Origin of the sequence: Roseomonas indoligenes, from assembly GCF_017813365.1 — a bacterium.
In the GTDB taxonomy this organism is placed as follows: Bacteria; Pseudomonadota; Alphaproteobacteria; order Acetobacterales; family Acetobacteraceae; genus Roseomonas; species Roseomonas indoligenes.
Window position 1 is genome coordinate 64,719 of record NZ_JAGIZA010000017.1, and the last position, 26,947, is coordinate 91,665.

General features: G+C 71.5%; 26 protein-coding genes. 12 read left to right on the top strand and 14 right to left on the bottom strand.

Annotated features, from left to right (window positions below; translation table 11 throughout):
• Positions 1 to 46: 46 nt before the first annotated feature.
• Together J5Y10_RS21945 and J5Y10_RS21950 are read left to right on the top strand one after the other, a co-directional pair.
• Positions 47 to 823: an IclR family transcriptional regulator gene (locus J5Y10_RS21945; protein WP_209376262.1), complete on the top strand. Its 777-nt coding sequence runs from the start codon at positions 47 to 49 to the stop codon at positions 821 to 823.
• Between the two features lie 312 nt (positions 824 to 1,135).
• Positions 1,136 to 2,038, top strand: coding sequence for a hypothetical protein (locus J5Y10_RS21950; protein ID WP_209376263.1), 903 nt, complete (start codon positions 1,136 to 1,138; stop codon positions 2,036 to 2,038).
• Between the two features lie 42 nt (positions 2,039 to 2,080).
• Here the strand turns inward: J5Y10_RS21950 and J5Y10_RS21955 are convergent, their stop codons facing one another.
• Entirely contained in the window at positions 2,081 to 2,962 is an 882-nt protein-coding gene (locus J5Y10_RS21955) for an aldo/keto reductase family oxidoreductase (RefSeq protein WP_209376264.1), read from the bottom strand.
• An 89-nt stretch (positions 2,963 to 3,051) separates the two neighbouring features.
• Here J5Y10_RS21955 and J5Y10_RS21960 point away from each other — a divergent pair, with 89 nt between their 5' ends.
• Positions 3,052 to 3,945, top strand: a complete 894-nt coding sequence (locus J5Y10_RS21960; protein ID WP_209376265.1) for a LysR family transcriptional regulator — start codon at positions 3,052 to 3,054, stop codon at positions 3,943 to 3,945.
• Positions 3,946 to 4,071: 126 nt separating this feature from the next.
• Here the strand turns inward: J5Y10_RS21960 and J5Y10_RS21965 are convergent, their stop codons facing one another.
• A complete protein-coding gene (locus tag J5Y10_RS21965) occupies positions 4,072 to 5,427 on the bottom strand; it encodes a class-II fumarase/aspartase family protein (RefSeq protein ID WP_209376266.1) in 1,356 nt (451 codons plus the stop codon).
• Positions 5,428 to 5,441: 14 nt separating this feature from the next.
• The gene (locus J5Y10_RS21970) at positions 5,442 to 6,443 is read right to left on the bottom strand and encodes a Bug family tripartite tricarboxylate transporter substrate binding protein (RefSeq protein ID WP_209376267.1); all 1,002 of its coding nucleotides are present in this window, start codon (positions 6,441 to 6,443) and stop codon (positions 5,442 to 5,444) included.
• 101 nt (positions 6,444 to 6,544) lie between these two features.
• Between J5Y10_RS21970 and J5Y10_RS21975 the strand changes: the two genes are divergently transcribed.
• The gene (locus J5Y10_RS21975) at positions 6,545 to 7,339 is read left to right on the top strand and encodes a GntR family transcriptional regulator (protein WP_209376268.1); all 795 of its coding nucleotides are present in this window, start codon (positions 6,545 to 6,547) and stop codon (positions 7,337 to 7,339) included.
• An 82-nt stretch (positions 7,340 to 7,421) separates the two neighbouring features.
• On the opposite strand, the gene J5Y10_RS21980 is transcribed toward J5Y10_RS21975, so the two are convergent.
• Genes J5Y10_RS21980 through J5Y10_RS21990 form a run of 3 tightly spaced genes read right to left on the bottom strand, consistent with a single transcriptional unit; the run spans position 7,422 to position 9,461 of the window.
• Positions 7,422 to 8,033: a helix-turn-helix domain-containing protein gene (locus tag J5Y10_RS21980; protein WP_209376269.1), complete on the bottom strand. Its 612-nt coding sequence runs from the start codon at positions 8,031 to 8,033 to the stop codon at positions 7,422 to 7,424.
• Positions 8,030 to 8,968: a PDR/VanB family oxidoreductase gene (locus tag J5Y10_RS21985; RefSeq protein WP_209376270.1), complete on the bottom strand. Its 939-nt coding sequence runs from the start codon at positions 8,966 to 8,968 to the stop codon at positions 8,030 to 8,032. The genes J5Y10_RS21980 and J5Y10_RS21985 overlap by 4 nt, the downstream gene beginning before the upstream one ends.
• A 7-nt stretch (positions 8,969 to 8,975) precedes the next feature.
• A complete protein-coding gene (locus J5Y10_RS21990; RefSeq protein ID WP_209376271.1) occupies positions 8,976 to 9,461 on the bottom strand; it encodes an MOSC domain-containing protein in 486 nt (161 codons plus the stop codon).
• A 168-nt stretch (positions 9,462 to 9,629) separates the two neighbouring features.
• On the opposite strand from J5Y10_RS21990, the gene J5Y10_RS21995 reads away from it, so the two are divergent.
• Positions 9,630 to 10,727, top strand: coding sequence for a TRAP transporter substrate-binding protein (locus J5Y10_RS21995; protein WP_209376272.1), 1,098 nt, complete (start codon positions 9,630 to 9,632; stop codon positions 10,725 to 10,727).
• Positions 10,724 to 11,704 (top strand): Bug family tripartite tricarboxylate transporter substrate binding protein, encoded by a 981-nt coding sequence (locus J5Y10_RS22000; RefSeq protein ID WP_209376273.1) that lies wholly within the window; start codon positions 10,724 to 10,726, stop codon positions 11,702 to 11,704. Before J5Y10_RS21995 ends, J5Y10_RS22000 begins: the two co-directional genes overlap by 4 nt.
• A gap of 124 nt (positions 11,705 to 11,828) precedes the next feature.
• Here the strand turns inward: J5Y10_RS22000 and denD are convergent, their stop codons facing one another.
• The 3 genes from denD to J5Y10_RS22015 all read right to left on the bottom strand — a co-directional run bounded on the left by denD (position 11,829) and on the right by J5Y10_RS22015 (position 15,254).
• Positions 11,829 to 12,800 (bottom strand): D-erythronate dehydrogenase, encoded by a 972-nt coding sequence (gene denD / locus J5Y10_RS22005; protein ID WP_209376274.1) that lies wholly within the window; start codon positions 12,798 to 12,800, stop codon positions 11,829 to 11,831.
• A 70-nt stretch (positions 12,801 to 12,870) separates the two neighbouring features.
• Complete coding sequence (locus J5Y10_RS22010) at positions 12,871 to 14,271, bottom strand: MmgE/PrpD family protein (protein WP_209376275.1); 1,401 nt, start codon at positions 14,269 to 14,271, stop codon at positions 12,871 to 12,873.
• Positions 14,271 to 15,254, bottom strand: coding sequence for a Bug family tripartite tricarboxylate transporter substrate binding protein (locus J5Y10_RS22015; RefSeq protein WP_209376276.1), 984 nt, complete (start codon positions 15,252 to 15,254; stop codon positions 14,271 to 14,273). The genes J5Y10_RS22010 and J5Y10_RS22015 overlap by 1 nt, the downstream gene beginning before the upstream one ends.
• Positions 15,255 to 15,414: 160 nt before the next feature.
• Here J5Y10_RS22015 and J5Y10_RS22020 point away from each other — a divergent pair, with 160 nt between their 5' ends.
• A complete protein-coding gene (locus J5Y10_RS22020) occupies positions 15,415 to 16,170 on the top strand; it encodes an aspartate/glutamate racemase family protein (RefSeq protein ID WP_209376277.1) in 756 nt (251 codons plus the stop codon).
• Positions 16,171 to 16,251: 81 nt separating this feature from the next.
• Positions 16,252 to 17,244: a Bug family tripartite tricarboxylate transporter substrate binding protein gene (locus J5Y10_RS22025; RefSeq protein WP_209376278.1), complete on the top strand. Its 993-nt coding sequence runs from the start codon at positions 16,252 to 16,254 to the stop codon at positions 17,242 to 17,244.
• A 60-nt stretch (positions 17,245 to 17,304) separates the two neighbouring features.
• Here the strand turns inward: J5Y10_RS22025 and J5Y10_RS22030 are convergent, their stop codons facing one another.
• The 3 genes from J5Y10_RS22030 to J5Y10_RS22040 are packed head-to-tail and all read right to left on the bottom strand — an operon-like array spanning position 17,305 to position 20,193.
• Entirely contained in the window at positions 17,305 to 18,087 is a 783-nt protein-coding gene (locus J5Y10_RS22030) for a hydroxypyruvate isomerase family protein (RefSeq protein WP_209376279.1), read from the bottom strand.
• 13 nt (positions 18,088 to 18,100) lie between these two features.
• Positions 18,101 to 18,808, bottom strand: coding sequence for a molybdate ABC transporter substrate-binding protein (locus tag J5Y10_RS22035; protein WP_245214962.1), 708 nt, complete (start codon positions 18,806 to 18,808; stop codon positions 18,101 to 18,103).
• 44 nt (positions 18,809 to 18,852) lie between these two features.
• Complete coding sequence (locus J5Y10_RS22040) at positions 18,853 to 20,193, bottom strand: alpha-hydroxy acid oxidase (protein ID WP_342452989.1); 1,341 nt, start codon at positions 20,191 to 20,193, stop codon at positions 18,853 to 18,855.
• Between the two features lie 198 nt (positions 20,194 to 20,391).
• On the opposite strand from J5Y10_RS22040, the gene J5Y10_RS22045 reads away from it, so the two are divergent.
• From J5Y10_RS22045 to otnC, 4 genes are all read left to right on the top strand, one after another.
• Positions 20,392 to 21,444, top strand: coding sequence for a LacI family DNA-binding transcriptional regulator (locus J5Y10_RS22045; protein ID WP_209376280.1), 1,053 nt, complete (start codon positions 20,392 to 20,394; stop codon positions 21,442 to 21,444).
• Positions 21,445 to 21,575: 131 nt separating this feature from the next.
• The gene (locus tag J5Y10_RS22050; RefSeq protein WP_245214963.1) at positions 21,576 to 22,250 is read left to right on the top strand and encodes an aspartate/glutamate racemase family protein; all 675 of its coding nucleotides are present in this window, start codon (positions 21,576 to 21,578) and stop codon (positions 22,248 to 22,250) included.
• A gap of 2 nt (positions 22,251 to 22,252) precedes the next feature.
• On the top strand, positions 22,253 to 23,527 hold the full coding sequence (gene otnK / locus J5Y10_RS22055) for a 3-oxo-tetronate kinase (RefSeq protein WP_209376305.1): 1,275 nt from the start codon (positions 22,253 to 22,255) through the stop codon (positions 23,525 to 23,527).
• On the top strand, positions 23,524 to 24,153 hold the full coding sequence (otnC, locus tag J5Y10_RS22060) for a 3-oxo-tetronate 4-phosphate decarboxylase (RefSeq protein ID WP_209376281.1): 630 nt from the start codon (positions 23,524 to 23,526) through the stop codon (positions 24,151 to 24,153). Before otnK ends, otnC begins: the two co-directional genes overlap by 4 nt.
• Before the next feature lie 44 nt (positions 24,154 to 24,197).
• Here otnC and J5Y10_RS22065 read toward each other — a convergent pair whose 3' ends face one another.
• The gene (locus J5Y10_RS22065) at positions 24,198 to 25,385 is read right to left on the bottom strand and encodes a lactonase family protein (RefSeq protein ID WP_245214964.1); all 1,188 of its coding nucleotides are present in this window, start codon (positions 25,383 to 25,385) and stop codon (positions 24,198 to 24,200) included.
• Positions 25,386 to 25,556: 171 nt separating this feature from the next.
• Positions 25,557 to 26,543, bottom strand: a complete 987-nt coding sequence (locus J5Y10_RS22070; RefSeq protein ID WP_209376282.1) for a tripartite tricarboxylate transporter substrate binding protein — start codon at positions 26,541 to 26,543, stop codon at positions 25,557 to 25,559.
• Between the last annotated feature and the right edge of the window lie 404 nt (positions 26,544 to 26,947).

Genomic DNA, 26,947 nt, shown 5'->3' on the forward strand with positions numbered 1-26,947 from the left:
AGGCCGGAGGTTTGACGGTGGCGGCCACCCGCCGCTTAGTTCGGCGATGACGCGACGCCCAACCACCCGACCGGAGACCGAGGCCGGGGCAACATCGGAGCAGCGCTCCATCCAGTCGGTGGTCATCGGCTTCCGGCTGATCGAGGTGCTGGAGGCCGCGCCGGGCCCCGTCTCCCTGAAGGAGCTCGCCGCCGGCGCGGGCATGCCGCCCAGCCGCGCCCATGCCTACCTCGCCAGCCTGCGGGCCGTGGGGCTCGTCAGCCAGGACGAGGAGGGCGGGCGCTACGACCTGGGGCCCCGTGCCCTGTCGCTCGGTCTCGCCGCGCTCGGCCGCCTCGAGGTCCGGGATGCCGCGCTTCCCGCGATGCGCCGCTTCCGCGACGCGACGGGGGAAGCCGTGCATCTCTCCGTCTGGGCGGGGCAGGCGCCCGTCATCGTGTCGCGCCTGGACGGGAGGCGAGGGGGCTCGCTCTCGATCCGGATCGGCACCATGCTGCCGCTGGAGCGCTCCGCCTCCGGGCGTATCTTCCTGGCCTTTCTGGAGGAGGCGGATGAGAGGGTCCGCCGTCAGCTCCGTGAGACGGTCGATCAAGTTCTTGCCGACGGGATGGCAGTGACCGATGGCCTGCTGAATGCGGGGTTCGCGGCGATCTCCGTTCCCGTCCTCGATCACCTGGGCGAGATCGCGGGGGCTGTGACGACCCTCGGTGCCGCCGGGCACCTCGACACGTCGCTCGAAGGCCCGACGGCCGGAGCCCTCCGCCTTGCCGGGGAGAGCGCCTCCAGCGCCCTTGGCTACAGGCCGGGCAGGACGGGCACCTAGGGCTCGAGGAAGGCTCCTCGGCCATCAGGACCTCGGAACCGAGTATGGCGCCGTGGCCGATGCAAATTTCCGCTCTCAGGTCGCCGGCGACGCAAACTGCAGTTGCTCCCGGTCGCAGGAGCACTCAGCCGCGGGCTGCAACTCCGGGATGGAGCGTCCGCTTTTCGAGTGCCGAACTGCCGCGTGAATGGCCCCAGGCCGCTCCCGTCCTGAACCGCTGGCTCGCAGCCCCGGCGAGGATGGCGGCGGGACGGGGAAAGAGGTCCGGTCGCGGGCGGGCGGCGCCCTGTGCTGCCCCGGAGGGAAGGTGCTGTGACGGACGGGACGGTGGAATTCAGCGCGGCGCAGCGTGATGACGAGGGCGGCGCGCCCGGAGCGACGGCCGCCTTCCCTTATGACCGCATGACGGTGGAGCGCTTCCGCGAGGCTTTCCCGCGGGCGCGGTGGCGGGAGGACCTGGGCGCCTGGTTCGTGCCGGGCGCGCGGGCAGAAAAGCGCCTGACCGCATGGATGGGCCGCGAGTGGTCGGGCGTGCTCGCCTATGCCGACCAGCGCGGCCGGGATGCCTTCGACTTCGAGCCGATCACGAGCCCCTACCTGGAGGTCGCCGACGGCTTCGTGGTCCGGACGCCATACTCCCGTACGGTCATCGGCGAGTTGCGGGAGGTGCCCTGGGCCCGGTGGGACCCGGCAGTGAAGGCCTGGCGCGTGCCGTTCCGCTCCCTCGAGGAACTGCGCCGCCGTTGGCCGGCCATCGAGGCCGCTGCCCGCCTGGCCGAACCGGGGGAGCGGAGGAAGCGCCAGGCAAGTCTCAAGGCTTCCCCGGATCACGAGGACCGGCAGGCCGAGGCCGCCGAGCGCCGGCGACGCCGCTATCCCGTGCCGGAGGATGCGCTGCCGCCACTCGGCCGCGTGGTGATGACCCATGCGGGATGCGTGGTGTTCGAGGCGGCCACCGGGGAGCTTGTCGAGCCCATGATCGCCACCCGCTTCTATCCCGGGATCGATGCCGGACCCGCCGCGCTGATCTGGGCGCACTGGCGCCGGCCCGGGCATGCCGAGCTGGTCGAGGCCTGGCCCGCACGGACACCGCCCAGCCCGGCCGATCTGGCGCGGGGCTGGTGGCAGCCGACAATCGAGGTGCTGCGGGAGGAACGGCGCAGGGCGGCATCCCTGGAACGCGCGCAGGCGACGCGCCGGTCCAAAGCGGGGTGATGCTCCTCGTCCGCTTGGCAGCGGCGACCGGGCCGCCCCGCGTCAGCCCGTCGCATCCTCCGACGCGATCCGGTCCAGCTCGGCCATCATGTCGTCGGAGATGTGGAGTTCGACGGCGCCGAGGTTCTCCCGCAGATGGGCGACCGAGGAGGTTCCGGGGATCAGCAGGATGTTGGGCGAGCGGCGGAGCAGCCAGGCGAGGGCGAGCTGCATCGGCGTGGCGCCCAGGCGCTGCGCGGCCCCGGAGAGAGCCGAGGATTGCAGCGGGCTGAAGCCGCCGAGCGGGAAGAAGGGCACATAGGCGATGCCGTCCCGGGCGAGGCTGTCGATCAGGGCGTCGTCGCCGCGATGGGCAAGGTTGTACTGGTTCTGGACGCAGACGACCTCGCAGATCCCGCGGCCCTGGGCGATCTGGGTCGGGGTGACGTTGCTCAGGCCGATATGGCGGATCAGGCCGCGCTGTTGCAGTTCGGCGAGGACGGTAAGCGGCGCCTCGATGGAGCCCTCGGCGGGGCCGTGCACGTCCAGCATGATCCGCAGGTTGACGACGTCCAGCGCCTCCAGGCCGAGGTTGCGCAGGTTGTCATGCACGGCCTGGGTCAGCTCCTCGCGCGAGAAGGCCGGCAGCCAGGCTCCCTTCTCGTCGCGCCGTGCGCCGACCTTCGTGACGAGGGTGAGGTCGGCGGGATAGGGAGACAGGGCCTCGTGGATGAGGCGGTTGGTGACATGCGGCCCGTAGAAGTCGCTCGTGTCGATGTGGTCCACACCGGATGCGATGGCCTCGCGCAGCACGGCGAGGGCGGCGCCGTGATCTTTCGGCGGGCCGAAAATGCCGGGGCCTGCAAGCTGCATGGCGCCGTAGCCGAAGCGCTTCACGGTGCGGCTGCCGAGACGGAAGGTGCCGGCCTGTTCGATGCGGGTCATGGTCGTTCTCCTGGGAACCCCTAGGTAGGCCCCTTGGCTTTGCGCGATAACCCGGCACAATCCGTACGACCTGTGCGGGACGGCGGACAATGCGGGCGGATCTCAGCGACCTGAATGCCTTCCTCGCCGTCGCCCGCGCCCGCGGGTTCCGGGACGGGGCGCGGGCCATCGGCGCGAGCGCCTCGGGGGTCAGCGAGGCGGTGCGCCGGCTCGAGGCCGGGCTCGGCGTCAGGCTGCTGCACCGGACGACGCGCAGCGTGGTGCCGACCGAGGCGGGGGCGCGGCTGCTGGAGCGGCTGGGACCGGCGCTCGGCGAGGTGGAGGCGGCGCTCGACGTGGTGAACGGGTTCCGCGACCGGCCGGCGGGCACGCTCCGGCTCAACGTGCCGGTCAGCGCGGCGCGGCTGGTGCTGCCCGCCATCGTGCCGCCCTTCCTTGCCGCCTATCCCGACATCCAACTGGAGGTGACGGCCGAGGACAGCTTCGTGGATCTGCTGAGCGCCGGCTGCGACGCCGGCATTCGCTACGACGAGCGGCTGGAAGGGGACATGATCGCGGTGCCGATCGGGCCCCGGGTGCAGCGATACGCGCTGGCGGCCGCCCCCGCCTATCTGAACCGCCATGGCCGGCCGGAGCATCCGCGCGAGCTGCTCGGCCATTCCTGCCTGCGCGGGCGTTTCAGCAGCGGGACGATGATGGTTTGGGAGTTCGAGCGGGGGAGCGAGCTGGTGCGGGTTGAGCCCAGGGGGCCGCTGCTCGTGGGCGTGGGGGCCGCGACCGACCTCGCGGTGGATGCGGCGGTGGCCGGCACGGGCATCCTCTATCTCTTCGAGGACTGGCTCCGGCCCTATCTGGAACGCGGCGAGCTGGAGCCGATCCTGGAGCCGTGGTGGCAGGCCTTTTCCGGGCCATTCCTCTACTACCCAGGCCGACGCCTAGTGCCCGCGCCGCTCCGGGCCTTCATCGAGTTCATCCGGCGATGACCGGTGGCCGGTGGTCATCACCGAACAAGCGGAGAGGAGCCGTGCGGCGGGGCTGAGGGATCGCCACAATGGGGCTGTAAGCCGCGATCCCGCCCAACCGGCAGGCGCTGCGCGGCGAGGGCCGTGTCAGGAGCGGCTACGCCCCCCAAGCACCCGGTCCACCATGGCGGGCGCGAGGCCGAGATAGTTGGATGGATCGCAGCGGCGGGACACACCGTCGGGGCCGCCCAGGGCCTGGACCACCTCGGGCACCTCCATCAGGGCCTCGGCGAGCGGACGGCCGGAGGTGATCGCGGCGCGGCAGGCATCGTAGACCACGTCATGGGCGTGCTGGCGCCCGAGCGCTGGCGCGGCCGCCATCATCACCGCCTCGGCCACGATCAGGCCGCCGGACAGATCGAGGTTGGCCCGCATCCGGTCCGTGTCGACCGTCAGGCCGGAGAGGGCGAACTTCGCCTGGTGCAGGCAGGAGGCGGCCAGGAGGAAGCTCTCGGGCAGGGCGAGCCATTCGAGGTGCCATGGACCCGTGGCGCGCTCGAAATCCTGGACCATCGCGTCGAGGATGAGCGCGACCTGCTGCCGCACGGCCTTGGCCGTAGCCAGCATGATCTCGGAGGAGATCGGGTTGCGCTTCTGCGGCATGGTGGAGGAGGCACCACGGCCCTTCACGAAGGGCTCCATCACCTCGCCGCCGAACTCGGTGGACATCATCAGCATGATGTCCGTCGCCACCTTCGCCAGCGTGCCGGTCACGAGGCCGAGGAAGGACACGGCCTCCGCCAGCCCGTCCCGCGCCACGTGCCAGGTGGCGACGGGCTGGCCCAGGCCCAGCTCCTCGCAGAAGGCCGCCTGCACGGGAAAGCCGTCCTCCCCGAGCGAGGCGAGCGTGCCGGCCGCGCCCGCGAACTGGCCCACCAGCACGCGCGGGCGAAGCTGCGCCAGCCGCTCGGCATGGCGGTCCATGGCCGCCAGCCAGATCGCCACCTTGTAGCCGAAGGTGACGGGCAGGGCCTGCTGCAGATGGGTCCGGCCAGCCATCGGCGTGTCCCGGTGCCGCGCGGCGAGTCCGGCCAGGATGCCGCGCAGCGCCTCGATGTCGGCCCCCACCAGATCGAGGGCCGCACGAACCTGCAGCACGCTCGCCGTGTCCATGATGTCCTGGGTGGTGGCGCCCCAGTGCACGTACCGCCCGGCCTCTCCCGCCTGCTCGGCCAGCTGGTGGACGATGGCGAGGATCGGGTATCCGACATTGTCGGTCTCGGCTTTCAGCCGGGCCCAGTCGAAGGCCGGGCTGGCACCCGCGGCAGCGATGGCCTCCGCCGCCTCGGCAGGGATGATGCCGCAACGCGCCTCGGCGCGGGCGAGCGCGACCTCCACCTCCACGTAGCGGCCGACAAGGACCTCGTCGGAGAAGACGGCGCGCATCTCGGGCGTGCCGAACATGTCGCGGAAGAGAGCGGAGTCGAGCGGGGTGCTGGGCATGATGGGGGTTCCTGCTATTCCGGGCGCACGCCGGCCTGTGTCATGACATCGCGCCAGCGCTCCACCTCGGAGACGAGGAAGGCGCGGGTTCCCGCCAGGTCCGCTTCAAGCATGGGCACGTTGCCGAGCTCCGCGAGCTTCGCGACGAAGGCGGGATCCTTCATCGCGGACCGCACCTCGTCGTGCAGGCGTTCCACGATGGGTCGCGGTGTCCCGGCCGGGGCGAGGAGCATGTTCCAGGTCGACATCTGAAAATCCGCCAGTTCGGGGATGCCGCTCTCGCGCACCGTCGGCAGGTCCGGCAGGAAGGGCACGCGGGCGGGCGAGGTGACCGCGAGCGGGCGCACCAGGCCGCCACGGATGCTGCCGAGGGCCGTGGTCGAAGTGTCGTTCACCGAGGCGATCGTGCCGGAGAGCAGGTCCGTCATCGCGTTCGCCACGCCGCGATAGACGATATGGTTCATCCGCGCCCCGGTCCTGGCGAGGATCTGCACCATGGAGACATGAGCGGCCGAGCCGTTGCCCGCCGAACCGTAGTCCAGCCGGTCGGGCTGGGCACGGGCCGCGTCGATAAGGTCCTTCAGTGAGCGGTAGGGCGAGCTGGCGCCCACCAGCACCACCACCGGCCCTTCCATCAGCACGCTGACCGGCACGAAGTCCGCGACGGTGTCGTAGGGCACGCGGCGGTAGAGGGTGGGATTGATGGAATGGGAGAGGTTGTTGAAGAGCAGCGTGTAGCCGTCCGGCCCGGACTTCGCGACGACCTCGGCCCCGATGGTGGAGCCCGCGCCGGTGCGGTTCTCGACCAGCACGCGGGCCTTCATCTGCTTCGAGAGCTGCTCGGCGAAGACGCGTCCCAGCGTATCGGTCGGCCCGCCCGCGGAAAAAGGCAGGATCAGCCGGATCGGCTTGTCCGGGTAGCCCGTCATTCCCTGCGCGCCAGCGCGTGAGGGCAGAAGAGCTGGCATCGCGCCGGAGAAGACGGCCGCGGCGAGCAAAGGGCGGCGAGAGAGCATGACGATCCTCCGTCAAGGTTCGTACTTTATTATTGGTTCGAACCTTAAGCCGAGTGCGATCCCGCTTGTCAACGACGAAATGGTCCGTACCGTTACGGCCGATGTCCCTCGCTGAAGCCGCCTCCCCGCCCCGCTACGCGGCCCTCGCCCGTGACCTCGCCGAGGAGATTGCGCGAGGCCTTCATCCCGCGGGATCGCGGCTTCCAACCGAGGTGGAGCTCTCGGCGGAGCGGGGCGTGAGCCGGGCAACGGTTCGGGCGGCCCTGCTGCGGCTTGAGGAGCTGGGCCTCGTGTCGCGCCGGCGCCGGTCCGGCACGCATGTGACCGCCGGGGCAGCCCGGCAGCCGGGCGCCTACGCCCAGTCGCTCGCCGGCATCGATGACCTGCTGCAATACGCGGCCGAGACCGAGCGCCAGATCCTGCGGGTGAGGGCGGTTGTAGCAGACCGCGCTCTCGCCGCGCGGCTGGCGGTGCGCCCGGGCAGCCGCTGGCTGCAGGTGTCCAGCCTGCGCGTCCCTCCGGAGGGAGATCGCCTGCCGCTCTGCTGGACGGACAGCTATGCCGACGCGGAAGCGGTGCCGCACGACCTTGAGCAGCGCCTGCGGGACGGGTCCTACCGCGGCCTGATCGCGACGTTGCTCGCGGAAGGATCGGGGCGGCCGATCGACGAGGTCATCCAGGAGATCCGGGCATCGGGCGTTCCCGAGGGAGCGGTTGCTGAGGCGCTGCAGGCGGGGCCGGGTGAGCACGCGCTGGAGATCACGCGCCGCTACATCGACTCCGCCGGGACGGCCCTTGCGGTCACCGTGAGCCTGCATCCGGCGGCGCGATTCTCCTACACGACGCGGCTGCGACGGATGTCCAGGACGGAGGAGGCGCCGGGCGGGCAGCGGTGATCTGGCCAAACGGGCCGCATTGCACCCGATCCGGACGCTTTCGCCCGGCGCGAAGGCTTCGCCTCCACGCCGGCCGTCAACCCTACCGCTGACCTTTACGCCCCTGCGCCGGGCGCGCCACGGCGACGAGCGCGGAGGCCGGCTCCGGCCCGACGCGGCGGATACGGTGCGGCAGGTGGCCGGGGAACTGGGCACAATCCCCGGCTTCCAGGACGAAGCCGCGATCGGCAAAGCGCAGCTCCACCGTGCCGCGCAGCACGAAGAACAGCTCCTCGCCCGCGTGCTCGGCGTGGCCGTCCGGGCTGAACTCGGCGGCCGGGTGCAGCACGAAGGCCTCCAGCGCGGCGCCGTCGCGGCTCAGCGCCTCGATGCCGTGCGCGCCGTCCTGCACCGCTGAGACAGCGAGGCGGTCCGGCGCGCGGGTGACGCGCACGGCGTGCTCGGCCAGCCGCTCCCCGAACAATTCGGCCACAGGCACCTCCAGCGCCTCGGACAGGCGCAGCACGGTGGCGATGGAAGGGTTCTTCAGCCCCCGCTCCAGCCGAGAGAGGTAACCCTTGTCCAGGCCGGCGGACTCGGCCAGCGTGTCCAGCGTCAGCCCTCGGGCCTGGCGCAGCGCGCGCAGCCGCGCGCCCAGTTCCGCCGTGCGGGCGGCGTCCCGGTCGGGTGCTGGCCTGCGGATGCTGGCGCTCATGCCTCTACCACCAGCCGGTCGGAGGCGCAGCCGGCCACGCAGGCCATCAGGTGGCTCTCCCGCTCCTGCGGTGTCAGCACGCGGTCGCGATGGACCGGCACGCCTTCCAGCCAGCGCAGCTTGCAGGCGCCGCAGATCCCGCCCTCGCAGGAGGCCTCGACCTTCGCGCCGAGCGCGCGCAGCGCAACCAGCATGCTGCCGCCCGCGGGCACGTCCGCCGAGGCGCCGCTCCCTGCCAGAACGAGCGTGTAGGGCCGCGCATCCGGGTCCGGCGGCAGGACCGGCGGCACGAAGTGCTCCGCCCGCGCGCTGCCCGTGGGCCAGGTGGCGGTGGCGCGCTCGAAACTCTCGATCATCGCGGTGGGGCCGCAGCAATAGGCCTGAAGCCCGGGCCGGTGCGGGCCGAGAAGGGATTCGAGGGCCGGTCGCGGCTGGGCGGCCGTGTCATGCGCGACAGCGCGGCCGGATTTCAGAAAGGGCGCGAGATCCGCGGGACAGGGGAGGGCGCCCCGGTGCAGCAGGTGCAGAGTCCAGTCCGCGCCCGCGCGCTCCAGCACCGGCGCCATGGCGAGGAAGGGCGTGACGCCGATCCCGCCCGCGATCATGACGTGGCGCCCCGCCCCTTCGGCCAGCGGGAAGGTGCAGCGGGGCATGGAGGCCGCTACCGAATCGCCCGGCGCCAGCCCGTGCACCCAGGCGCTGCCGCCACGCGATTCCGGTTCCCGCTTCACCGCCACCGTCCAGGCATCCTGCACCGCCGGGTCGCCGCACAGGCTGTAGGCGCGCGGCCCCACGCCCGGCACGTGCAGGTCCAGATGCGCCCCGGGCTTCACGCGCGGCAGCGGCCAGCCATCCGGGTCGCGCAGCGTCACGCGCAGGATGCCCGGGCCCGCCGGGCTGGCCCCCGCGACGCGCAGTTCGATGTGGCGGGGCATGGGGGCGCTAGAGGGGGCGGATGGCGTCGCCGATGCGCAGCGTGCCGCCCTCCAGGATCTTGCAGTTCAGGCCGGAGCGATGGACCAGCGGATCGAAGACCGGCTTGCCCAGGATCTCCTCGATGTGGCGGCAGGGGATGGAGAGGCGCGTCGCCTCCACCACGCAATCGCCGAGGCGGAAGCGCTGGCCGACAAGGTGGTTCACCGGCACGCCGCGCGTGGTGACGTTGCGGCGATGCTCCTCCGGCAGGATCTCCATCTTGTAGTCGCGCAGGATGGCTTCCAGCACCTCGGCCTCGAACAGCGTGACCTGCCGGCCTTCCTCGGGCTTCTCGGAGTAGAAGCCGGTCTCCGTGCCGATCCGATAGCGGTCGCCGACGATGCCTTCTCCGGCCACCAGCTCGATCGCCTCCTGCGCGCGCATGGGCAGGAAGGCGCGCGGGGTGATGTGGAGGTGGGACACCACGCCGTTCCAGCCAGTCGAAGCGCTCATCTTGTTCTGCTCCCGTCGTGGGCAACTTGTTGCCCGGTTGTCCAAGAACTGCCCGAATCCCGGCGGCCGGGCAAGTTGCAGCAAGTGTTGTCCCGTATGATTCCTGGACAACAGACCTGGCATCGGTGTTGCAATACCCATGCCCAGCACCTGCCAGGAGACCCCCCGATGCGTCGTCGTCACCTCATGGCTGCCGGGAGCGCGGCGCCTGCCCTTGCCCTGCCCACGCTCGCCCGCCCCGCCCTGGCGCAATCCGCGCCGGAGATCCGCTGGCGCATGACGAGCTCCTTCACCAAGGTGCTCGACGTCACCTACTCCACGGGGGAATACTTCGCCCGCCTGGTTTCCGAGATGACGGACGGCCGCTTCCGCATCACGCCCTTCGCGGCCGGCGAGATCGTGCCGGGGCTTCAAGCGCTGGATGCGGTGACGCAGAACAGCGTGGAGATGGCGCATACGGGCGGGCTGTTCTTCACGGGCAAGGACCCGGCCTTCGCCTTCACCACCACCGTGCCCTTCATGCTGAACCCGCGGCAGCAGGCGGCCTGGCTGTACCATGGCGGCGGCAACGACATGCTCAACCGGCTGCTGAAGGACTACAACGTCTACGGCCTGCCGCTGGGGAACACGGGGAACCAGATGGGCGGCTGGTTCCGCAAGGAGATCAAGGCGGTCTCCGACCTGAGCGGGCTGAAGTTCCGCGTGGCGGGGCTTGCCGGCAACGTCATGGCGAAGATGGGCGTGGTGCCGCAGCAGATCGCGCCGGGCGACATCTACGCGGCGCTGGAGCGAGGCACGATCGACGGCGTGGAGTATATCGGCCCCTACGACGACTCCAAGCTCGGCTTCGAGAAGGTGGCGCGGTACTACTACTACCCGGGCTGGGGCGAGGGCGGCGCGGTGTTCCACGCCTTCGTCAACCTCGATCGCTGGAACGAGCTGCCGAAATCCTATCAGGCCGTTCTCACCGCCGCCTCCGGCGCGGCGACGCAGTGGATGCTCGCGCAGTACGATTGGAAGAACGTGGAGGCGCTGTACCGCCTGGTTGCCAACGGGACGCAGCTGCGCGCCTTCCCGAACGAGGTGCTGGACGCCTTCTACCGCACCACCCAGGACGTCTTCGCGGAGATGTCGGCGCAGTCCCCGCGCTTCAAGGAGCTGCTGGAGAGCCAGGTCGCCTTCCGTGACCGTTCCTACGGCTACCATCAGGTGGCGGACTATTCCTTCGACAGCATGATGCTCCGCATCCGGCGGGCCGCACGGTGAGGCGCCGCATCCTCCTCGGTGCATCCGCCCTCGCGGCGGCGGCCGTCTCAACCCTCGCGCGTCCGGCCTTGGCGCAGGCCTTCCCCGCGCGCCCCGTGCGGATGATCGTGCCCTTCGGCCCCGGCGGGATCAGCGACCTCGTCGCCCGGATCGTGGCGGAGGCGGCGGGGTCCATCCTCGGCCAGCCGGTGGTGGTGGAGAACCGCACGGGCGCCGGCGGCAACATCGCGGCGGAGACGGCGGCGCGCGCCCAGCCGGACGGCTATACCGTTCTCTTCTGCAGCGTCGGCATGCTGGCAGTGAACCCCGTGCTCTACCGCCGCCTGCCCTTCGATCCTGGGAAAGACTTTGCGCCCGTCGCGCCGCTCACCGACACGCCCCATGTGCTGGTCGTTCGTCCCGGCCTGCTGCCGGAAGGCGCGGGGCTGCGCGAGTTCCTTGCCCTCGCCCGCTCGGAACCCGGCCGCCTGACCTGGAGCACCGCCGGGGCCGGCAGTTCCCCGCACCAGACCCTTGCCCTCCTGCAATCTCTGGGCGGGGCGGAGCTCACAGCCGTCCACTACCGGTCCGGTGCCGCCGGTGTGCAGGCGGTCCTCACGGGCGAGGTCTCCGCCACCGCCGAGGCGACGCCCGTGGTGGTGGAGCACATCCGCGCCGGCACGCTCCGCGCCCTGGTCGCCGCCGCGCCGGAGCGGCTCGCCCTGCTGTCGGATACCCCGGCCGCGGCGGAGGCCGGCATGCCCGGCTTCGTCAACGGCTCCGCCGCCGGCATCGTCGTGCCGCGGGCCACGCCGGAGCCGATCCGCGCCGCGCTGGAGGAGGTCTTCACCCGCGCGATCGGCCTGCCGGATGTGCGGGCGAAGCTTGCCGCGCAGGGAACGGTCCCGATGGAGGGCGGCGCACCGGCCTTTGCCGAAACCGTCACGAAGGAAGGGGCGCGTTGGCGACGCGTGCTGGCGGGAATGACCCTGGATTAGGCGGCCTTGTCGTGGCGCCACGGCGGCGGCTGGCCGAGGTGAAGCGCTACCGGGTGCTCACCGGGTCCGGCGAGCCCTGTGCCCGGCGTGCCAGCATCTCCGGCCTGCGGGACGCACCGGCATCTCACGCGGTACGAACCCCGGAGAATTCGTCGCGGTACTGGCGGACGACGGAGTCGAAGTCGCTGTCCCCGACGAAACCCAGCGCCGCCGCCCGCGAGGTGTCGAAGGCACCGGGCCAGGAGCACACGATGTCCATGATGCGGCGGTCCGGCGCCTCGCGGACGAGCGCGCGTGCCCCGGAGCCGCCAACCCGCTCCAGGCTCGCCAGCATCTCGCCGACGGTCACGCAGAGGCCGGGCAGGTTCAGCGTTCGCCACGGCCCGATCCGTCCGCCCTCCACGGCCATGGCGTGAACGAGGTTGGCCACAGCCGCGCCGGGCGAGGAGAGCCACATCCGGGTGTCCAGCGGGACAGGGCAGTCCGCGGGAATGCCGGCCAGCGGTTCCCGGATAATGCCGCTGGCGAAGGAGGAGGCGGCGGAGTTGGGGCGGCCTGGTCGCACGGATATCGTGGGCAGCCGGCAGACGCGGCCATCCACGAAGCCCTTGCGCGAGTAGTCGTTGACGAGCAGCTCCCCGATCGCCTTCTGCGCGCCGTAGGTGGAGGCCGGCATCGTCGCCAGGGATTCCGGCACCACCTTCGGCATCGGGCCGCCGAACACGGCGAGTGAGCTGGTAAAGACGAAGCGCGGGACGGTGCCGGCGGCACGGGCGGCCTCGAGCAGGGCTCGGGTGCCGTCGAGGTTCACGCGCATGGCGAGATCGAAGTCCGCCTCGGACCCGCCGCTCAGCACGGCGGCGAGGTGGTAGATGCCGGCGGTATCCGCGCCGACGACCTGTCGCACGAAGCCCGGGTCCGCGATGTCGCCGGCGACGGAGGCGACGCGCGGGTCCTCCACCGGGCATGGCGAGAGGTCGACCGAGACGATGGCATCGAACCCGGGCAGTCCGTCCTGGCGCCCGGCTCCGGCCAGGAGGGCCCGGATGACACGGCTGCCGAGGAAGCCGGCGCCGCCGGTGACGATGATCTTCATGTCGCCTCTCCGATAAGAACCTCACCGCCGTCGATACGGCTCCGCGCCACCGCGAGCGGCTGCGGCCGGATCATCGGGCGGTGGGAATGCTGCAAAGGTCCAGCAGCGCGTCGATGCGCGGCTGGCGCTCGAGCCCCGCGACGAACTCCATGACCTGGCGCGCCTTGCCAGCGCCGATCACCGGCTCGGCCAGGGCGAGGAACTTGGCCTGGACGGCGGCATCGTCCATCGGGCGCTCGCGGTCGCCCAAGGGCACCTCCTCGACGGCGTCCAGCCTCTCCCCGCTCCGCAGCAGCACCTCCACGGCACCGGGGCGGCCGGTCGGGAAGCGTTGCTCGAACCCTGCATCCCCGACCGGCTCCACCAGGGCGGTCAGGCGCATCACGTCAGGGTCGCGGAAGCGGCCCGCCGCGAACTGGTGCTCGGTGAGCACCCCGTCGCAGAGCGCCATGGCCACGCAGGAGGGCAGGCTGTGATCGGCGGTCTCCCGATCCATGGGCCGGAACTTCGCCGGATCGGCCGCGCGGGCGAGGGTTTCCGGCCGGACCCGGGCGCGGATCGCGGTCACCTCGCCCAGGCGCCCACGCAGCGCGGCATGAAGCCGGATCGCGGCGGCCACCGGTGCCTGCAGGGCGTATTGCACGGGATACCCCTTCAGGCTCACCTGCTCGAGCCGCCAGGCGTCGAAGTCGAGCGCGAGAGCCGCCGGATCCTCCGTGGGTCCGGCCGTCCTCTCGAACAGCCACTCATAGGCTTCCAGCGGGCCGGTGAAGCCGGCCCCGGCCAGGCGCGCCGCCGTGATCGCCGCCGCCGCGTTCGCCGGATAGCCGATCGCCTTCGCCATGCTCAGCTTCCCGTGGGACAGCGCGCCGAGGGTCAGGTGCCGCATCCCGCCCAGCGCGCTGCCATGGGCCATGGCGCCGGCCGGCTGCCCCCAGGCCTTGCCCGCCACATAGGGCACAACGAAGCCCGCGGCGCTTACGTGATGGAAGCCGCGATCCTGGAAGGAGAAGGCATCGCAGAGGCGGATCTGGACCTCGTAGCCGGCCACGATGGCCTCGACCAGCGCGCGCCCGCCTCCGCCGGCCTCCTCCACGCAGGCGAGGGCGACGGGGATGTTCTCCGCGGGGTGGCAGATGTCGCGCGACCAGTAGACATCCATGAAGTCGAGGTAGCGCACCATGGCGCCGTTCACGCCCGCCGCTCCCTCGGCGGTGGTGGGCCGGCCGCTGCCGAGGCATCGCGCGGCACCCGCATAGGAGCTGCCCGCACCGCCAGCGGTGCCCGGGGCAGGGGGCGGGGGCAGGATCGCCTCCAGCCGCCGCACCGGCTCCGCCCCCACCGCCCCGAGCGCGCAGCCCAGCGTGTCGAGGACGAGGCGCCTGACGGCGTGCAGCGCGGTGTCGGGCAGCCGGTCGAGGGAGATTCCGGCGACGAATTCAGCGATCCGGAGCGAGAGGGGGGCCGCCATCAGAAGGTGATCCCGGTCTGCCGGACGATGTCGCGGACCAGGGTTCGTTCCCGCGCCACCCGCTCGGCGAAGACGGCGCGGCTCTCCCGGCCCGGCTCGCCGCCCATGCGGCGGAACGCGTCCTGCACCTCCGGGTCGTCCACGGCGGCGCGGAAGGCGCGGTCTAGCGCCTCGACCACCGGCTCCGGCGTGCCCGCGCGGACGAAGGCGGCGTTCCAGCTCGTCAGGTCGAAGCCCGGCAGGCCGGCCGAGGCGACCGTCGGGATGCCCGGCAGCAGCGGGCTCGGCCGCTCGCTCGTCTGCCCCAGGGCGCGGGCGCGTCCGGTCTGCACCACCACGTCCAGGGAGTTGGGCGTGATGATCGCGGCCTCCAGGTTGCCGGCCGCCAGGTCGCGCGCGGCATCGGCGCCACCGCGATAGGCGACGTGCTCCATGGCGATCCCGGCCCGGTGGCCGAGAAGGGCCCCCGCAAGGTGCCCGATGCTGCCGACCCCCGGCGTGCCGAAGCCGATCGACTTGCCGGTGCGTCCATGCGCGACCAGGCCCGCGATGTCCTGCGCCGGGAAGGCCGAGGTGACGCCGAGCACGTATGGCTGCGACACCGCCATGCCGAGCGGGAGGAAATCCCGTTCGTAGTCGAAGGGCAGGTCCTTCACCGCGAAGGGAACGATGAGGATGGAGGGCGTGTCGAAGAGCAGGGTGTGCCCGTCCGCCGGGGCACCGGCGACGATGCCGGCGCCGATGGAGCCGCCCGCGCCCGTCCGGTTCTCCACGACGACGGACTGGCCGAGCACGGCCGCCATGCGCGGGGCGATCAGGCGCGCCACGGTGTCGGATTGCCCGCCGGGCGCGTAGGGCATGACGATGCGGACCGGGCGGTTGGGGAAGGGGGGCGTGCCCGCCGCATGTCCCTGGGCGCGCGCCGTCCCCGGCAGCAAGGGGGCGGCCAGCGCGGTGAGCAGGATGGCGCGGCGGTCTGTCACCTTGGTCGTTCCCCCGGGATGGTTCTCGTTGGCGGCCAGGGTAGATCGAAGAAGGGCCCCCATGCCAACGGCCGCCTCCGAGGCGGGGGGCGCGGCCGCGTCGCCTTGGGGCCGGTTCACTCCAGGTCTAGGGTCCCTCCACACGGCGAGAGGAAACGGAATGAGCGAGACACGACGCGGCCTGCGATGCCCCGTGCGGGTCGCCTTCGTCATCGGCGACTACCCCGAGGAGGAGTTCCGGCGGCGGGAGCGGGCCGCCCTGGCCTATGCATCCCCGGAGGTCGAGATCGGCATCGTCCGCACGCCCGCCTCGCCCTTCGTGCACGGCCTTACGCCCGCCGAGGTCCAGCTTGCCGCTCCCGCCTTCATCGCCGCCTTCCGGCAGGCGGAGGAGGAGGGCTACGACGCCGTGGTGCCGCTCGGCACGCTCGACCTCGGCGTGGATGGCGGGCGCTCGGTGGTGGACATTCCCGTCATCGCGCCCACCGAGGCCATGCTGCACGTGGCAAGCTTCCTCGGCGACCGCTTCGGGGCGATCGTCTATCACGACGACCTCATCCCCCTGCTCCGGCCCATCGTTCGCCGTTACGGGATGGAGGAGAAGGTGGTGGGATGGCGGGCGACGGGGTTCGACCTGCCGGACCTCAGCGCCAATGCAGCAGTCATGGCGGAGAACTTCATCGAGGGCGCGAGACGCCTGGTGCGGGAGCAGGGCTGCGACGTGATCCTCGCCATGGGCGTCACCCAGTGCCCCGTGCTCCTGGATCCGGCGGTGGTGGAGCGCGAGGTCGGCGTGCCCGTGGTGGAGGGGATCGGCGCGCCGCTGCGGCTTGCGGCGATGCTCGCGGGGCTTCACCTGCGGCACAGCCGCCTGCGCTGGCGCCGGTCCCGCGCCTTCGACCGGCCCGGCGCATAGGCGCTCCCGCACCGGCGCGCTACGGTGCCGCCCGCAAGGCGCCGGGGCAGAACGGGGCCGGGAAGAAGGCGGGGAATGGTCATGGCGGGCAGCACGAGGCGCGGCGTGATGGTGCTGGGCGTCCTGGCCGTGGGCGGCCGCGCCCTTGCCCAGGACAGCCGCAATCCCGAGAGCCGCTATCCCGAGCGTTCCGTGACCCTGGTCGTGCCAGCGGCGCCGGGCGGGGGCGGTGACTTCACGGCCCGCCTCCTCGGCGAGGCGCTGACCCGCTCGCTCGGCCAGCCCTTCGTCGTCGAGAACCGGGTGGGGGGCAGCGGCAACGTCGCCTCCGCCGCCGTGGCCCGGGCCGCGCCGGATGGCTATACCCTGCTGCTCGCCTATTCCGGCACCCATGTCGCCAATCCCGCGCTTTTCCCCAACCTGGCCTGGGATCCGGTGCGCAGCTTCGCGCCCGTCGCCCTGGTGCTGCGGGCGCCGCACGTCATCGTCGTGCGGAAGGACCTGCCGGCGCGCACGCTGGGGGAACTGGCGGAATACGCGCGCCGCAGCCCCGGGCGGCTGAACTATGCCTCCTCCGGCGCGGGCACGATCCAGCACATCGGCGGGGAGCAGTTCGCCCGGCTCGTCGGCGCCCCCATGGTGCACGTGCCCTATCGCGGCGCGGGGCCGGCGATGAACGACCTGGTGGCGGGGAACATCGACCTGATGATCACCACGCCGCCCGCCGTGGCCGGCCTCGTGCGGGACGGGTCCGTGCGGGCCCTGGCGATGGCGGGGCCGGTCCGCCACCCCCTGCTGCCCGATGTCCCGACCACTGCGGAGGCGGGCTTCCCCGGTTTCGAGCTGGAGGCCTGGTTCGCCGTCTATGCGCCTGCCGGCACGCCGCAGCCGGCGGTGGAGCGGCTCTCCGCCACGATCGGGCGGGTGGTCGCGACGCCGGAATTCCGCCGCCGCTGCGAGGAGAGCGGGACCTACGCCGCCTACATGGACCCGGCTGAGCTGGCCGCCTTCACCGTCTCCGAGCTGGCCCGGTGGTCCGGGCTGATCCAGCGCCTTGGCATCCAGGCGGAGTAGGCAGGGGCTTCGCGCTGCGCGCCGCCCTGAACCAGGACAGGCGCGCAGCGAACCCGTGGGTCAGACGCCGTAGCGGGTCCGCCAGGCCAGGCCTTCCACCGTCTCGCGGGCGGGCTTGTACTCGCACCCGATCCAGCCCTGGTAGCCGAGTTCCTCGATGCGGCGGAACACGAAGTCCCAGGCGATCTCGCCCGTTCCCGGCTCGTGGCGGCCGGGATTGTCGGCGATCTGCATGTGGTCGATCGCCGGCATCAGCGTTTCCATGCGCCGGACGAGATCGCCCTGCTGCACCTGGCAGTGATAGAGGTCGAATTGCAGGCCGATCTTGTCCCGGCCCACCGCCTCCACGATCGCCGCGCCCTCCTCCTGCGTGCGCAGGAAGAAGTTGGGGATGTCGCGCTGGTTGATCGGCTCCAGGACGACGCGCACGCCGGCCGAGGCGGCCAGCTCCACCGCCCAGAAGACGTTGCCGATGTAAACGGCCTGCGCGCGGTCGCGTGACACGTCGGGCGGCAGGATGCCGGCCTGCAGGTGAACCAGCTTGCAGTCCAGCGCCGCCGCGTAGTCCAGTGCCTTGCGCCAATCGTCCCGGAAAGCCGCCTGCCGGCCGGGCAGGCAGGCGATGCCGGACTGCTCACCCTTTGTCGGATCCCCTGCCGGGGTGTTGATGAGGATCTGGCGCAGGCCGGAATCCTTCAGGCGAGCGCGCAAAATCCCGGCGGGCTCCTCGTAGGGCGTGGGATACTCCACGGCCTCGAACCCCGCCCGTGCCGCCGCGTCGAAGCGCTCCAGCAGCGGCAGTTCCGTGAAAAGCCACTTCAGGTTGGCGCAGAACCTCGGCATGGCCGGTCCCCCCTCAGCGCGTCGCGGCATCGAGGCCGCTGGCGCGGTAGGCCTCGATCGCCCGGGGTTGTGTCAGCATCGCCAGGAACCGCTCCGCGCCCTCGCGGTTCCTCGCCTCGCGCATGATCGCGGCGGAGAAGTGGGTGACGTTCTGCAGGTCGCCCGGAAAGGGCCCGACGATCTCGATCCCCGGCACGACAAGAAGCTCGCTGAGCTGCTGCACGGCGAGGTCGGCCTCGCCGGTGGTCAGCTTCTCCGCGGTGAAGCCGGCGGGGATCACCGTGGCCTTGGCGTTGATCGCCTCGGTGATGCCCAGCCGCGCCATCATCTTCTCGAAGTAGATGCCGCTGGCCCCGGCCTTGGAATAGGCGACGGAACGGGCCGCCAACAGGGCATCGGTGAAGGCCTCGGGCGTGGAGATGTCGGGATGCGGCGCGCCCTTGGGCACCGCGATGCCGACGCGGGAATCCGCCACCTCGATGCGGGTGGCCGGGTCCACGAGATCCTGTTCCACGAGCCGGTCCATGGAATCCGCGATCAGCACCAGCGCGTCCACCCTCTCGCCGGCCGCGATCTTCTGCATGATGACGGTGGTGGGGGTCCAGTCGATCTCCGGCGCGTAGCCGTTCTCGGCCGCGAAGGCCGGGCCGATGACCCGGTCGAAGGCCTCGCGCAGCACCAGCGCGCACTTCATCCGCAAGGTCTGGCTCGCATCCGCCATCTGCTCTGTTTCCTCTTCCCTGCCTGTCCGGTCCGGCCGCCCGTTCACAGCGGCGCCGTGCGACGCCGCAGCATGTCGGGCGTGAGCTCCGACAGGCTGTTCAGGCCCATCAGGGCCATGTCGCGGTTGATCTCTTCCTTCAGGATCCGCATGGCGTGCAGCACGCCATGCTGGCCGCCCAGCGCGGCAGCATAGAGGAAGGGGCGCCCGAGCAGCACGAAATCCGCGCCCAGTGCCATGGCCTTGATCACGTCCGTGCCGCGGCGGATGCCGCTGTCCACAATCACCTTCATCCCGCCCTTGGCCGCCACCACCTCGGGCAGCACGTCCAGCGGCGCCACCGCGTGGTCCAGCTGCCGTCCGCCATGGTTGGACAGGATCACGCCATCCGCGCCGCATTCCCGCGCCATGGCCACGTCGCCCGGCGCAAGCAGGCCCTTCACCAGCAGCGTGCCCTTCCAGCGCCGCCGGATGGCCTCCAGATGGCTCCAGGCCAGCCTGTCGCGCGCGGTGGTGTTGCGCAGGGAGTTCTGCGACATCATCGGCGGGCCGCGCTCCGCCTCCGTGTTCTCGAAATGCGGGGGGCCGTGCCGCAGAAAGGTCTGCGCCACCGTGCCGAGGAGCCAGCGCGGATGCAGCGCGCTCTGCACCGCCACGCGCGGCGTGATGCGGATGGGCATGCTGAAGCCGCTGCGCGTGTTGTGCTCGCGGTTGCCCAGCACGGGCGTATCCGCCGTCACCACCAGGGTTCCGTAGCCGGCGCGGGCCACGCGATCCACCAGCCTGTCGATCCGTGCCTGGTCGCCGGCGAGGTAGGCCTGGAACCAGGCATCGCGGTTGCGGGCCTGCACCTCCTCCAGCCGGATGAGCGAGGAGGCGCTGAGGATCATCGGCACGTTCATCTCGGCCGCCGCCCCGGCGAGGACGAGGTCCGCCCGGTAGGCCACGAAGGCCGCGCCGCCGAGCGGGGCCACGCCGAAGGGCGCGTCGTAGCGCCGGCCGAACAGGGTCACGGCCTGGCTGCGGGCCGCCGTGTCGCGCATCAGCTGCGGCACCAGGGCGTATTCCCGGTAGGCGGCGAGGTTGCCGCGCAGCGCGGAGCCCGTCTCGACCGCGCCCGAGACGTACTGGAAGATCATGGGCGGCAGCCGGCGCCTCGCGTGGCGCTCGAAGTCGTCCAGGGCCAGGAGGTCCCGGAAGCGCCGTGGCGTGGCATCCGCGCCGCGCTGCACGCTCGTCGACAGGGCGGGGGGCGACGCCTCGATACCGGCTGCCGTGGCATCGGCACGGTCCACCGCGGCCGTCTCACGCGCCTCCCCGGCCGGGGCGGGCGGGGCGCGGTGATCCAGCACGGTGCCGGACGGGTGGTCTTGGGACGTGGACACGGAACCTCCCCGGGGAAGAAGCCAGGGCCGAGCCTGTTCCCAGGCTCCGGCCGGCCCTTCCGGCGCCGCTGGGGCGCCTTCGCTCGATGCTCTGATTTTCAGGAAGCTGTTTCCAAGCCTCTCTGAAAGTGCTTTCAAGGAAGCATGCGGGCCCGGCAGCGTCAACACGCCCGAGCGCCCGCCAGGGAGGCGGTTCCCATGTCGGGGCTTCAGCAGGACGAGGACGCGCGGTCGCCGGTCGCCAGGGACGTGGCGCGGCTGGCTGGGGTTTCCACATCCACCGTGTCCCGGGTGTTCAACGGCACGGCCAGCGTGCGGCCGGACAAGCGGGAGGCGGTGATCCGCGCCGCGCGGGAGCTGGGATTCGTGGCCAATGGCGCCGCCCGCGCCCTATCGATGCGCCGTTTCATGGCCGTGGGCGCGGTGATCCCCAACATCGAGAACGAGGTGTTCATCCGCGCGCTCTCCGCCTTTCAGGAGGGCCTGCGCCGGGCGGGGTACACGCTTCTCCTCAGCCATGCCGGCTACGACCTGGACGACGAGCAGCGCGAGGCCGGGTTCCTGCTGGACCGCGGGATCGACGGGCTGATGCTCGTGGGGGACATCCACCGTCCGGCGCTGCTGGACCGGGTGGACCGCCAGCGCATCCCCCTGGTGCAGACCTTCAGCCTGTCCCGGGAAAGGGCCTGTGTCGGCTTCGACAACCGGGCGGCGGGCGCCCGTGCCGCCGGCTACCTGCTCGACCTCGGCCACAGGCGGATCGGGGCCGTGACGGGGACGCGGCGGGACAACGACCGGGGCGGGGCGCGCCTGCAGGGCATCATGGACGCCCTGGCGGCGCGCGGGCTGGCGCTGCATCCCGCGCACGACGTGGAGGTGCATGCCTACGGCATCGCGGCGGGCCGGGACGCGCTGCGGCAGATGCTGGCCTCGGACGAGGCGCCGCCGACGGCCATCATCTGCGGCACGGACCAGATCGCCTTCGGCGCCATGATCGAGGCGCGGGGCCGAGGGATGGTGCTGCCCCGGGACCTCTCCGTGATCGGCTTCAACGATGCCGACTACGCCCCCTTCCTGGAGCCATCCCTCACCACCCTGCGCATCCACCCGGCCGAGATCGGGCGGGCCGCGGCCGAGCACCTGGTGGCCCGGATGTCCGGTCGCCCCGCCGTGCGGCTGACGGAGATCGACGCGGAACTGATCCTGCGGGGCAGCACGGGCCCGCCCGGCAAGGTGGGATGCCCGGCCTGAAACCGGTTGCAAGATTTTTCCAACAGGAGCATGTCTGCGGGCGAACCGGACCTGGCCACCCTTCCCCGGGGTGGCCGCCATGCCAGGCCCGCCAAGACAAGCCCGAACGTCCCAGAGCCGAGGTCGAGAACATGGCCCCCCGCATCGTCCTGCTTCACGCCACGCCCGTGGCCATGGGGCCCATCCAGTCCGCCTTTGCTGCCCGCTGGCCCGAGGCGGAGACGGTCAACCTCCTGGACGACGGGCTCTCCATCGACCGGGCGCGCGAGGACGAACTCTCCGAGGCCCTGATCGAGCGCTTCGTGGCCTTCGGCACCTATGGCTACCGGATGGGCGCGGACGGCATCCTCGTCACCTGCTCCGCCTTCGGCCCGGCGATCGACCGGCTTGCCGCCTCCCTCCCGATCCCCGTGCTCAAGCCGAACGAGGCGATGTTCCGCGCGGCGATCGCGCAGGGGCAGCGGATCGGCATGCTCGCCACATTCGGCCCCGCCGTGGGCACCATGACGGACGAGTTCGACGAGTTCGTCGCCGGCAGCAACCGGCCGGCCGCCCTGAAGACCGTGCTGGTGGACCGCGCCATTGCCCTGTTGAAGGGCGGCGACGCCGAGACCCACAACCGCCTGGTGGCCGAGCGCGCCCCTGAGCTGGCCGACCAGGACGCCATCATGCTCGCGCACTTCTCCACCTCCCGCGCGGCGGAGGCGGTGCGGGCCGTGGTGAAGGTGCCCGTGCTGACCGCCCCCGATGCCGCGGTGGACGCCATGCGCGAGCTGGTCATGGCCCGCAGCAAGGTCGGGGCTTGACCATGCTTCTCGGGGTCATCGCGGACGACTTCACCGGTGCCAGCGACGTCGCGAACACCCTGGCGAAGGGGCTGGAGGGGGAAGGCGGTCTTCGGACCGCCCAGTTCCTGGGAATCCCCGACGGCCCGGCGCCGGCCGGGGTGGAGGCGGGCGTCGTCTCCCTCAAGAGCCGGTCCATCCCGGCGGCGGAGGCCGTGCGGCAGTCCCTGGCGGCGCTGGACTGGCTGCGTGCGCAGGGCGCGCGGCAGTTCGTCTTCAAATATTGCTCCACCTTCGACTCCACGGCGGAGGGCAATATCGGCCCGGTGGGCGAGGCGCTGGCGAAGGCGCTGGGCGTCTCCGGCGTGGTAGCCTGCCCGGCCTTTCCCGGCGCGGGGCGGACGGTGTTCCAGGGCCATCTCTTCGTGAACGACCGGCTGCTGAACGAATCCGGGATGGAGAACCATCCCCTAACGCCCATGACGGATCCGGATATCCGCCGCGTGCTGCGGGCGCAGACCGCGGCGCCGGTCGGCCATGTCGGCCGCGCTACCGTCGCCGCCGGGCACGCGGCCGTGGCGGAGGCCCTGGCCGAGGCCGCCGCCCGCGGCGAGGTGCTGGTGATCGTCGATGCCGTGGAGAATGACGACCTAAGCACGATCGGGCGGGCGCTGGACGGCGCGCCGCTGGTCACCGGCGGGTCCGGCATCGCGCGCGGGCTGCCCCACAACTTCATCGCGCGCGGGGAGGCCCGGGGCGGCACCGCGGCCGCGGCCGCCGTGCAGGGGCCGGAGGCGATCCTCGCCGGCAGCTGCTCCCGCGCGACGCGCGGTCAGATCGCGCACCACGCGGCGGGCCATCCCGCGCTGATGGTGGATGCGGACGACGTCATGGCCGGCCGGACCGGGCTGGAGGACCTTGTTTCCTTCGTCCTGGAGAATGAGGGGCGTGCGCCGCTCATCTACTCCTCCGCTGATCCGGCGGTGGTGGCCGCCGCCCAGCAGCGCTACGGCCGCAACGAGGTGGCCGAGGCCCTGGAAGGGCTCTTCGGCCGCCTGGCGCGGCGGCTCATCGATGCCGGCCTCCGCCGCCTTGTCGTCGCCGGGGGCGAGACCTCGGGGGCCGTGGTCAGCGCGCTCGACCTCGGCGCGCTCGCGGTCGGGCAGGAGATCGATCCGGGCGTCCCCGTGCTCGTCTCCCAGGGAACGCCCGCCATTGGGCTCGCGCTCAAGTCCGGCAATTTCGGCAGCGTGGACTTCTTCGAGAAGGCGCTGGCGCGCCTAGCAGGGACGGCATGAACGAGAACCAGCTCCGCGAGGACATGGCGCGGCTCTGCAAGTCGCTCTTCGACCGCGGCTTCTCCGTCGGCTCCGCCGGCAACATCAGCGCGCGGGTGGAGGACGGGGTGCTGATCACGCCGACCAACTCCTGCCTCGGCTTTCTCGATCCCGCACGGATCAGCAAGCTGGACAACGACTTCCACCACGTGGCCGGGGACAAGCCGTCGAAGGAGGTGTTCCTGCACCGCGCCTTCTACGACACGCGCCCCGGCACGGGCGCGGTGGTGCACCTGCACTCTACCTACGCCACCGCCCTGTCCTGCCTCTCGGACGTGGATCCGGATGACTGCATCCCGCCGCTCACGCCCTATGTCGTCATGCGCGTCGGGCGGGTGAAGCTGGTTCCTTATTTCCGCCCGGGGGATGCGCGCGGCGGGGACCTGATCCGTGCGCTGGAAGGCCGCTACGCGGCGGCGCTCCTCGCCAATCACGGGCCGGTCGTCAGTGGCAAGGACTTCATCTCCACCGTCTACGCGGCCGAGGAGCTGGAGGAGACGGCGAAGCTGCTGGTCACCCTGCGCGGCGCCCCGGTCCGCATGCTGCAGGGTCAGGACGTGGCGGAGCTGAACAAGGTCTTTGGCTGAGGCAAGCGCCGGGGGAGGCTCGCTCCTCCCGGCGCCTGGGCTTCTCAGCTCCGGGTGGTGGAGAAGGCGATCGTCACCGGGCTGCCATTGCGGATCGGCGGCCCGTTCGGCGACAACCGGCCATTCGCGCCATCCAGCCGGAACGGAACGATGGTATCGCCCTGCTCGTTCGCGGCCAGTAGGAAGCGGCCGGTCGGGTCCACGGCGATGAAGCGCGGATCCCGGCCCCCGGTCGATGTCCAGCCGGCCGGGGTCAGCGCGCCGGTGCCGCTGTCGGCCGCGAAGGCCGCCACGCTGTCATCGCCGCGGTTGGAGCAGTAGACGTAGGCGCCATCCGGCGTGACCGCGATCTCCGCCGCGACGCTCGCGCCGAAGAAGGTCGCGGGCAGGGTGGTGAGCACCTGCATCGGCGTCAGCGTGCCGGCCGCGGCGTCCCAGCGATAGGTGGCCACGCTGCTGTCCAGCTCGTTCAGGACCCATGCCACGGGCAGCCGGGGGTGGAAGGCCAGATGGCGGGGGCCCGCACCCGTCCGGCTGGCAACCGAGCTCACCGGCGTCAGCTTGCCGGCCTGCGGGTCGAAGCGGAACACGAAGACGCGGTCCAATCCCTTGTCGGGGATGATGACGTGGCGGCCGGTCGGGTCGAAGACCACGTCGTGCGGGTGGGAGCTCGCCTGCTCCGCGCGATGGGGGCCGTTCGTGCCCTCCAGCGGAAGAAGCTGGTGCTGGTCCGATAGGCCGCCATCGGGCCGCAGCGGCAGCACCGCCACGCTGCCGCTGGCGTAGTTGGCCACCACCATGAAGCGGCCCGACGGATCGATCGCCTGCCGCACCCCGTTGCGCCCACCGGTCGCGGCGCGGTTCAGCACGCGGATCTCGCCCGTGGCGGCGTCCACCGCATAGGCCGTGGCGTAGTCCAGGTCGCCATGGACGGAATAGAGGAAGCGCCCGTCCGCGCTGAGGATGAGGAAGGACGGGTTCGTCAGGTCGCCGAGCCGCTGGACATGCCGCCACGCCCCCGTTCCGGCATCGATGGAATAGACGTTGATGCCGTCGCCCCGGGCCTTGCGCTGCTCGGTGGTGAAGGACCCGACATAGGCAAATCCGGCTCCGCGCGGGGCCCCGCCGGAAGCGGGCTGGGCCAGGGCAGCCGATGCTGGCAGGCTTGCCGCCATCAAGGCAGCGCCGGCCATGAGATCACGGCGCGTCGGCGCCCCCGTACCATTCGTCATCGGCGTTTCCCCGCTTATCGTTCACGGCCGCCGGCACCGGACTGCGCCAGCGGCATCGTGTGTACGAACTCTGGGCGGCGATCAGGGGCGCATCAAGCTCCTTGTCCGGTCTGTCTCACGCGGGGCCTGGCCGGACCGCCCCGCCCCGGCAGGGGCGAGGCGGCACGGGAATCAGTCGTTCCGCCAGGGCGCCTTCTCCCAGAGGCGGTCCAGGTAGACCTCGGCCGACATGACCTGCTTGCGGAAGTCCTCGCCCAGCACGGGCACCACCGGAAGATCGACGCGCGCCGCATCGGCCCGGAAACCGGGCGAGCTCATCGCCGCGCCGAAGGCGGCCACAAGCCGGTCCCGGATCTCGTCCGGCAGGCCCGGCGGGGCGATGATGCCGCGCTGGGATCCGGCCACGAGGTCGAAGCTCTGCTCCTTGAAGGTCGGCACGTCCTTCATCACGGGAATGCGCTCGGCCGCACCGATACCGAGGGCGCGCAGCCGCCCGTCGCGCAGCCCGGGCAGGCCCTCCGTCATATTGAAGCAGCCGACATCGATGTGGCCGCCGATGAGGGCGGTCTGCACGGGCGCGAAGCCGTTGAAGGGCACATGGTTGAACTCGGTGCCCGGCGCCATCTGCTGCAGCTGCGCGATCAGCAGGTGGTCGTCCGAGCCGATGCCGGTTGTGCCGACGGAGACGGCGCCCGTGGAGGCCTTCGCGGCCTCCAGCATCGCGGCCAGGGTCGGGAAGCGGGAATTGGCGTTGACCCAGAGTCCGCCCGGATCCTCAACCACGTTGGCGATGTAGACGAAGCGCTTGGCGTCGTAGCGGACGCGGCGCTCGAGCGGCATGCTCATCAGCGTCGGCATGACCGAGGCGCAAAGCGTGTAGCCGTCCGGCCGCGCATTGTAGGCGACCTCGGTTCCCAGCTGGCTCGCCGCGCCGGGGCGGTTCTCCACCACGATACGAAGATCGGGGACCTGCTGCTGCACATGGGGCGCGATCATCCGGACCATCTGGTCCACGCCGCCGCCCGGCGCGTGCGGGACAATCACTGTGACCGGGCGCTCGCGCGGCCAGTTGCTGCCCTGTGCCAGGGCAGGCCGGGGCAGGGCGGGCGCGGCGAGGGCCGCGACCGACGCGGCGAGCGCACGTCTCGTGACGTTCAAAACAGAATCCTCCGTTCACGTCGCCGCCTCTCCGGGCAGCGCAGACAAGTGGCGATCATCCTACCCCGCGCCCATCGTGGACGACCGGGATCGCCGCCGTTTTCCGCTGTTCCCCGAACAATTCAAGGGAATGCACGGCGCGAAGAGGCGGGCCTTCCCGAGGATGGACCGTGGAGACCTGCACGCGCCCGGCGGTCGTTTCAGATACCTTGGCCAAGGTTTCTGAAAGCTGCTCCTGTCAGGCGGAAGGGATCTGTTCGACAGGAACGACAGAGGGGCGTCCCGGTCCTGAAATCTTGCAACAGGACGCTGGTGAGGAATTCGCTTCACCGAACCACCCCGCCTTTGCAGCGGGATCTCGGCTCGCTCCGGTCTGCAGAAAAACGAGATCACGGAGAAGTTTG

Coding starts and splice junctions, on each gene's coding strand:
- J5Y10_RS21945 (WP_209376262.1), top strand. CDS start 47: ATGACGCGACGCCCAACCACCCGACCGGAGACCGAGGCCGGGGCAACA.
- J5Y10_RS21955 (WP_209376264.1), bottom strand. CDS start 2,962: ATGACCCGCATCGAACAGGCCGGCACCTTCCGTCTCGGCAGCCGCACC.
- J5Y10_RS21960 (WP_209376265.1), top strand. CDS start 3,052: ATGCGGGCGGATCTCAGCGACCTGAATGCCTTCCTCGCCGTCGCCCGC.
- J5Y10_RS21965 (WP_209376266.1), bottom strand. CDS start 5,427: ATGCCCAGCACCCCGCTCGACTCCGCTCTCTTCCGCGACATGTTCGGC.
- J5Y10_RS21970 (WP_209376267.1), bottom strand. CDS start 6,443: ATGCTCTCTCGCCGCCCTTTGCTCGCCGCGGCCGTCTTCTCCGGCGCG.
- J5Y10_RS21975 (WP_209376268.1), top strand. CDS start 6,545: ATGTCCCTCGCTGAAGCCGCCTCCCCGCCCCGCTACGCGGCCCTCGCC.
- J5Y10_RS21980 (WP_209376269.1), bottom strand. CDS start 8,033: ATGAGCGCCAGCATCCGCAGGCCAGCACCCGACCGGGACGCCGCCCGC.
- J5Y10_RS21985 (WP_209376270.1), bottom strand. CDS start 8,968: ATGCCCCGCCACATCGAACTGCGCGTCGCGGGGGCCAGCCCGGCGGGC.
- J5Y10_RS21990 (WP_209376271.1), bottom strand. CDS start 9,461: ATGAGCGCTTCGACTGGCTGGAACGGCGTGGTGTCCCACCTCCACATC.
- J5Y10_RS21995 (WP_209376272.1), top strand. CDS start 9,630: ATGCGTCGTCGTCACCTCATGGCTGCCGGGAGCGCGGCGCCTGCCCTT.
- denD (WP_209376274.1), bottom strand. CDS start 12,800: ATGAAGATCATCGTCACCGGCGGCGCCGGCTTCCTCGGCAGCCGTGTC.
- J5Y10_RS22010 (WP_209376275.1), bottom strand. CDS start 14,271: ATGGCGGCCCCCCTCTCGCTCCGGATCGCTGAATTCGTCGCCGGAATC.
- J5Y10_RS22020 (WP_209376277.1), top strand. CDS start 15,415: ATGAGCGAGACACGACGCGGCCTGCGATGCCCCGTGCGGGTCGCCTTC.
- J5Y10_RS22025 (WP_209376278.1), top strand. CDS start 16,252: ATGGCGGGCAGCACGAGGCGCGGCGTGATGGTGCTGGGCGTCCTGGCC.
- J5Y10_RS22030 (WP_209376279.1), bottom strand. CDS start 18,087: ATGCCGAGGTTCTGCGCCAACCTGAAGTGGCTTTTCACGGAACTGCCG.
- J5Y10_RS22035 (WP_245214962.1), bottom strand. CDS start 18,808: ATGGCGGATGCGAGCCAGACCTTGCGGATGAAGTGCGCGCTGGTGCTG.
- J5Y10_RS22045 (WP_209376280.1), top strand. CDS start 20,392: ATGTCGGGGCTTCAGCAGGACGAGGACGCGCGGTCGCCGGTCGCCAGG.
- J5Y10_RS22050 (WP_245214963.1), top strand. CDS start 21,576: ATGGCCCCCCGCATCGTCCTGCTTCACGCCACGCCCGTGGCCATGGGG.
- otnK (WP_209376305.1), top strand. CDS start 22,253: ATGCTTCTCGGGGTCATCGCGGACGACTTCACCGGTGCCAGCGACGTC.
- otnC (WP_209376281.1), top strand. CDS start 23,524: ATGAACGAGAACCAGCTCCGCGAGGACATGGCGCGGCTCTGCAAGTCG.
- J5Y10_RS22065 (WP_245214964.1), bottom strand. CDS start 25,385: ATGACGAATGGTACGGGGGCGCCGACGCGCCGTGATCTCATGGCCGGC.